This window comes from Mycobacterium innocens, from assembly GCF_900566055.1.
Taxonomy (GTDB): domain Bacteria; phylum Actinomycetota; class Actinomycetes; order Mycobacteriales; family Mycobacteriaceae; genus Mycobacterium; species Mycobacterium innocens.
On the sequence record NZ_UPHQ01000235.1, the window covers coordinates 1 to 5,687 of the forward strand.

Sequence of the window (5,687 nt, forward strand, 5' to 3'; positions counted from 1 at the left end):
GAACACACGATGACGGGCGCTATCGGTCGCCGAGAGCACCGCCGAGGTCTTGCCGACATCGACGGCAACGACGATCGTGGACAACGTGACTGGGGCAAGATGCACAGACATAACAACACCTCCGGGGACGTGTCAGGAAACCCGCGTGCGCCAACACACGGACCTCAAAAAGGAATCACTTACAGATCCCTTCCTGACACCTCCGGAGGCGTTTGTGAAGGGACCACCCCGATCTATATCAGCGGTGGATTGGCGAGGCGCGGCAGCCGACACGCTGCGCACCGAAACGCATTCCGACATGCTGACGACCAGCGCGGTGGCCGACCAGTTGCATGAGGCGGCCAAAGTGGCCCGCAGCGGAGCCTCGGATCTGTATGCGGCGCGCTCGCGGGTGCGCTACGCGGTCCAGGATGCCCGCGCGGCGGGATTCGATGTCGGCGAGGACCTGTCGGTCACAGATCGAAGCAGTGGTGGGTCGGCCGCGCAGCGTGCCGCCCGGCTAACCCAGGCACAAGCCTTCGCCGGCGACATCCGCCAACGAGCCGTCCAGCTGGTCGGGCTCGATCACCAAGTCGCCGCCAAAGTCACCGCCGCCGTGGCCGGCATCCGACACGCCGTCCCGCCAACGCCTGTCCCCGCCGCACCGGCACAGGGCAATCGCGTCCAGGCCGTCGACAACCGCACCTGGAAACAGGACCCGACGCCGGCGCCACCGCCGGAACCTGCTACCGGTCCGAGCGCCGACGATATTCGCAAGGTGCTGGACAAATTGCCTGCGGGCAACAAACCGTTCATCAGAGAGGTCCGCTCACCGGAGGATCTTGAAAACCTCTGGAGGTGGGCGCAGCAGAACGGGGTGGAAGTACCCAATGGGTATGGTGATCCCAGCAAGGGCATTCGATATCGGCTCCCAGACGGAACCATGATCGGACAACGCTGGTCGGCCGAGTCCACCGGAAAGCCGGTCCTCGACATCGATATCCCCGGCGAACGTGGCTACACCAAGATCCACATCAATCCGCGGGGCGGTGTACCGGAAATTCCGGAGCCAGTCAGGGCTGCGCCAGCCGAGGCGCCACCGGCCCGGGCCCCGGTCGAACCTCCATCTGTTGCGCGCCCACCAGTAGAGCCGGTGCCGGGCCGCGCTGGGCCAGCACCACCGGTCGTCGGTATCGGCCCAGTGCCGCCGGAATCCATCCCACACCCTGTTCACCCTCCGCACAGCCATCACGGACCTCCGGTGTTGGGTAAGGACGAGTTACCTGACTTAGATGAATTCACCCCAGGATGACGCCCAAGATGTTGACTGACACTGGTCGCTGGACAACTAACGACCCAGAAACAATGCGAAGGTATCAAGAACGATGACTCAACCTGATGACGAGCGCCGCAAACGCGGCCAGAGCGGGTTTAGCGCCCAAGATTCCTTGCGCCGACGTTTGTTGTCCGATGCGGAAGCAAACTGCCTGCCAATGGCGCACGTAATGGGGCTAATTTTGCGCGAACACCTCGCCGAGAGCCTAACGGCGCAACAAGACGTGGCGCTGCGCACTATCCGGTCGCTCCTCGATGATGGACTCATGGAGATCGGTGACATACTCGGCGCCTCCGATGAACGCATCGTGCCCTGGGATCTCTCGATCGATGCGGTTATGGAACGTATCTACGACCTCCTAGTTCGCCACTACGAGGAGCGTGGGTTGTGGGACTTCACAATCTGGCTGGGACTCACTCCTGCCGGGGAACGGCTAGCGCGCGAGCTTCAGGGTGAAGCCGCGGACTGAATCGTCGGGAGCGTCCACGAAGGCCGTTGGCGATACTCGCGGAATGGGAGAACCGCTCATGCAGACATGCGGTCGCACATAGTACCGCCCTCCAGTGCCGCACCTACGTGTATTTGGACAGGAATCCGGGTGATTTTCGTTCTACCGGGTCCTTTCGTCGATCGCGGTTCCATGCGCACCACGTTGGCAGCAACGTGAATGGCGGAATGCTACGCGGCTGAACCCCGGTACCGCCGGAATCCGTACCACACCCTGTTCACCCGCCCCACAGCCACCACGGGCCCCCGGTGATGGGCAAGGACGAGCTACCTGACCTCGACGAATTCAACCCCGGATGACGCACCTGACGTTGACTCCGACCGGTCGCCGACCAGCGAAAGCCCAAGCACACCAACAAAGACGGAGAATTATGACTCGACCCGACGAGAATAGACGGCCGGAGACCCAGCCAATCGAAACGGCACAAGACCGGCTGCGGGCGGAACTGCTGATCAGTGCGCTGTACGACCTGGTGCCGCTGGCTGAGATCGAATCGGCCATCATCCGCGACAACCTCGCTACCACCATTCCCGCCCGACAACAGTTCGCCCTGCGGACCATCCGATCGCTCTTGGAAGACGGGCTGATGCATATTGGGGACCTGCCCTACCCGGGCGAAAGGTTCGCAGGTTGGGACCTCTCGGTGGACGCTGCCATGGAGCGCGTCTCCAACCTGTTCGTCAGCAAATACGATGAGCCTGATCTGTGGGAATTCACGATCTGGCTGGGCCTCACTCCAGCCGGAGAACGACAAGCCCACAAGCTCAAAGGTGACGCAGCGGACTGATTCGCCAGGCGCGGCAGCCATACCCGGGCGGCATGCCCGTCAACTCATTTCAGCCAGACACGTCGACGCTCGAATCGCCCTACGCCCCGTGACCCGCCAACACCCGTTCCCCCTCGACCGGCGATCCTGGTGGCGACCCATCACCGAAAGGCCTGCCGCCCAATGCTTCCCGACCATGTGGTGTGAGCCATCCGGCTAGCTCAGGCCCCTTGGGCACGATGCGAGTCGGGTTGATATCGGCGTGCACGATGTAGTAGTGCTGCTTGATCTGAGTGAAGTCGACCGTATCACCGAAACCCGGCGTCTGGAACAGGTCTCGGGCATAGGCCCACAACACCGGCATCTCGGACAGCTTGCTTCGATTGCACTTGAAATGCCCGTGGTATACCGGGTCGAAGCGGACCAGCGTGGTGAACAGCCGCACGTCGGCCTCAGTGATGGTGTCCCCCAACAGGTATCGCTGTGCCGCTAGGCGGTCGCTGACCCAATCCAGCGCGGTGAACAGCCGGTCGTAGGCGGCGTCGTAGGGCTGCTGTGATCCGGCGAAACCGCAGCGGTAAACGCCGTTGTTGATCTCGGTGTAAACCCTCTTGCTCACCTCGTCGATCTCGTCCCGCAATGCCTCGGGGTACAGCTGTGGCGCGCCGTCGCGGTGGTATGCGGCCCACTCCGTGGAAAAGTCCAAGGTGATCTGAGCGAAATCGTTGGTGACCACCGCCCCGCTAGCCACGTCGACGATCGCCGGAACTGTGATGCCTTTCGGATAGCCGGGGAAACGCTTGAAGTAGGCATCCTGCAGCCGGGGAATCTTGAGCACCGGGTCGACACCTCCGGGATCAAGATCGAACGTCCAACTGCGCTCGTCGTGGGTTGGACCGCAAAACCCCATGGACAGAACGGGTTCCAGGCCAAGCAGCCGACGGACGATGATCGTGCGGTTGGCCCACGGACAGGCGCGGGCAACGACAAGCCGGTAGCGGCCCGGCTCGACCGGATAGCCGTCGCGTCCGTCGGCGGTGATACGGGTGGTGATGTAATTGGTGTCGCGGTTGAATTCGCCTGTCCCGGCGACGTAAGCGGCCATGGTGTCCATCATGCCTTGGCGGACACACCTGGCGAAGCGCTCGACACTTGACGGTCGAACGCTGGCTCCGCCGAATCTCATAGCAGTGTGCTGCCGTCGTTTCCGTCGCCCCGCGGGCACCGCGGCCACGGTCGTGATGGGTCAGCGCCGGAGAACAGGACGCTACAAAAAGGTAACACGAAGAAAGCAATCATAGGCAATTATTTCTACCGCTTAGTAGTGCAGCAATGGACTATCGCTCTATTCATCGGTCTGCTGTGCCCCGACAACGGTGTCGCGCACGCGACCCATACACATGGTGGGCTAGATGACCTTTCGAGCCAACGACACCCACGCCGGCATGAAGCGGCTCCTGGCCCAATGTCAAGTGGTGACCGTCGATTTCGGCGCAATACCCCCCGAGATCAACTCGGCTCGGATCTACAGCGGCCCCGGATCGGGGCCGTTGATCGCCGCGGCAACGGCGTGGGACGCGCTGGCCGCAGAATTGACCGCGGCGTCGGCGGGCTACGTGTCGGTGATTTCGGAGCTGGCCAGCTCACAGTGGTTGGGGCCCGCGTCGATGGCCATGGTGGCCGCCGTCGTGCCGCACCAACTCTGGATCAGCGCCACCGCCAGGAATGCCGAGCTGACCGGAATACAGGCACGGGCAGCCGCTGCAGCCTTTGAAACTGCGCACGCGATGACCGTGCCCCCGCCCGTCGTCGCCGCCAACCGGAGCTTGCTGCAGACGCTGATTGCGACGAATTTCTTCGGCCAGAACACCCCGGCAATCGCGTCCACCGAGTTCCACTACGCCGAGATGTGGGCGCAAGATGCCGCCGCAATGTACGGTTATGCCGCATCCTGCGCGAGCGCCTCGATGCTGACTCCGTTCACCGCGCCGCCCCGAACCGCCGACTCCGACGGTCTGGGCAGACAAGCCGCAGCGGTCGCAAACGCCGCCACGACGCCGGTTGGCGGCACCGCGTCCGCGATATCGAAACTAACCCCGAAATTGATCGACCTTGCCATTGCACCAAGTGTTGCAACGCCTTTCGTCGCCGCCTTGGTACACCAGAATCTGGGACTTCCTCAAGAGTATCCCGATCCCGGTGTGGGACGAGCTGCTGAACCTGGAATACATGTACGGGGCCCTGATCTACGACACCCAGGGCTACGAACTGAACGTCCTGCAGCTCATTCAGTCGCTGGCTTGGGCACCCGCGCAAGCAGCGACCGGTGCCGCTGCCGCATCAACGGGTGCCAGCGGGCCCCCTGTCGGCTCTGGCCTTGCCCGGCTAAGCGCGGCTGATGTGTCGGCGGGTATGGGCAAGGCCGACAGGATCGGGCTGATGTCGGCGCCGACCAGCTGGACTACCTCGGCTTCAACGCCGCACCCCGAAGCGGTGCGGATGGCGCCGATGGTGGTCAACGACGCCGCGCCGGGAAATGGACCAACCGGCATGATTCCCGGCATGCGGGCAGGTGGTATGCGCGAAGACACACACTTCGTCAAACGCCAACAGGGATCACGTATTACGGTGATCAGCCCGAAGGCAATTGGTTAGCAGAGTCCATACCCGGCGCTGTCGTTTGCCATGAGCTTGGGACCAGTTTGACCTGATTTTGCCAGGAGGATGGGACCACCTGGATTGCCAGTTATGGGACCACCGGCGCGTCGCGTCGGTGGTCCCTTCGTTTGTGCGTTGGCTCGGCCGTGACATCGGTCACGGAAGGGTTGGGCGTGCATGGGTTCCCGGGAGGTCAGTGTGAATGAGATCAGGGAAGTGCTGCGGTTGTGGCTCGGTGTGGTCGGGTTGCCGGCGCCGGGGTTGCGTACGATCGCCGCGCATTGCGGTGTGGACCGCAAAACGGTCCGACGCTACGTCGAGGCGGCGCAAGCGGCCGGGCTAAGCAGAAGCGACAGCGTTGATGCGCTTGATGATTCGTTGATCGGCGCGGTCGCTGAGGCGGTGCGTCCGGTGCGTACGCACGGTCATGGCGCCGCGTG

Annotated in this window: 5 protein-coding genes and 2 pseudogenes; 6 read left to right on the top strand and 1 reads right to left on the bottom strand. The window is 63.1% G+C overall.

What is annotated here, in order from left to right; translation table 11 throughout:
- Positions 1–244: 244 nt before the first annotated feature.
- The 3 genes from EET03_RS31885 (at position 245) to EET03_RS22470 (ending at position 2,610) form a co-directional block, all read left to right on the top strand.
- Entirely contained in the window at positions 245–1,291 is a 1,047-nt protein-coding gene (locus EET03_RS31885) for a hypothetical protein (RefSeq protein WP_425271551.1), read from the top strand.
- A gap of 73 nt (positions 1,292–1,364) precedes the next feature.
- Positions 1,365–1,784, top strand: a complete 420-nt coding sequence (locus EET03_RS22465; protein ID WP_136625753.1) for a hypothetical protein — start codon at positions 1,365–1,367, stop codon at positions 1,782–1,784.
- A 409-nt stretch (positions 1,785–2,193) separates the two neighbouring features.
- Positions 2,194–2,610, top strand: a complete 417-nt coding sequence (locus EET03_RS22470) for a hypothetical protein (protein ID WP_075542224.1) — start codon at positions 2,194–2,196, stop codon at positions 2,608–2,610.
- 79 nt (positions 2,611–2,689) lie between these two features.
- Here the strand turns inward: EET03_RS22470 and EET03_RS22475 are convergent, their stop codons facing one another.
- Positions 2,690–3,694, bottom strand: a complete 1,005-nt coding sequence (locus EET03_RS22475) for a glutathione S-transferase family protein (protein WP_099194256.1) — start codon at positions 3,692–3,694, stop codon at positions 2,690–2,692.
- Positions 3,695–4,034: 340 nt separating this feature from the next.
- On the opposite strand from EET03_RS22475, the pseudogene EET03_RS31890 reads away from it, so the two are divergent.
- The 3 genes and pseudogenes from EET03_RS31890 to EET03_RS22490 form a co-directional block, all read left to right on the top strand.
- A pseudogene (locus EET03_RS31890) lies at positions 4,035–4,694 on the top strand (PPE family protein); the annotation flags it as partial.
- Positions 4,695–4,716: 22 nt separating this feature from the next.
- Positions 4,717–5,244, top strand: coding sequence for a PE/PPE C-terminal domain-containing protein (locus tag EET03_RS31895; RefSeq protein ID WP_244232486.1), 528 nt, complete (start codon positions 4,717–4,719; stop codon positions 5,242–5,244).
- A gap of 180 nt (positions 5,245–5,424) precedes the next feature.
- A pseudogene (locus EET03_RS22490) lies at positions 5,425–5,687 on the top strand (helix-turn-helix domain-containing protein); the annotation flags it as partial.

Bases quoted from the DNA above. Each gene is read 5' to 3' on its own strand.
- EET03_RS22475 (WP_099194256.1), bottom strand. From the start codon at position 3,694: ATGGCCGCTTACGTCGCCGGGACAGGCGAATTCAACCGCGACACCAAT.
- EET03_RS22470 (WP_075542224.1), top strand. From the start codon at position 2,194: ATGACTCGACCCGACGAGAATAGACGGCCGGAGACCCAGCCAATCGAA.
- EET03_RS22465 (WP_136625753.1), top strand. From the start codon at position 1,365: ATGACTCAACCTGATGACGAGCGCCGCAAACGCGGCCAGAGCGGGTTT.